At 62.4% G+C, this 250-nt stretch carries 1 protein-coding gene; it reads left to right on the top strand.

Annotation, left to right across the window (positions count from 1 at the left end; genetic code table 11):
• Nucleotides 1–229: UPF0182 family protein (locus AMS65_RS00075; protein WP_241489279.1), on the top strand; the 229-nt coding region annotated here is incomplete at its 5' end.
• Nucleotides 230–250 lie beyond the last annotated feature (21 nt).

The raw sequence follows: 250 nt of genomic DNA, 5'->3' as shown, positions 1-250 counted from the left end.
CTCGTTGGGTGAGAGATTTATATCAGAGCCAGCCAGCACCGTGATCCTGGTGGTGGTGCTGATCCTCGGCTTCCTCGCCGTGGCAGCGGTGCGCGCAGAGGTGATGTGGTATCGCCAACTCGGATACCTGCCCGTGCTGACCACCCAGTGGATCTCCGCGGGGGTGATGTTCGCGATCGGATTCGTCGGCATGGCAGTGCCGGTCTTCTTCGCGATCGACATCGCCTAGCGCAAGCGCCCCGTATACGCC

The organism is Leucobacter celer subsp. astrifaciens (assembly GCF_001273835.1).
Lineage (GTDB): Bacteria > Actinomycetota > Actinomycetes > Actinomycetales > Microbacteriaceae > Leucobacter > Leucobacter celer.
The sequence above is the reverse complement of the archived record's forward strand: the minus strand, read 5'-3'. Positions and strand labels throughout refer to the sequence as shown.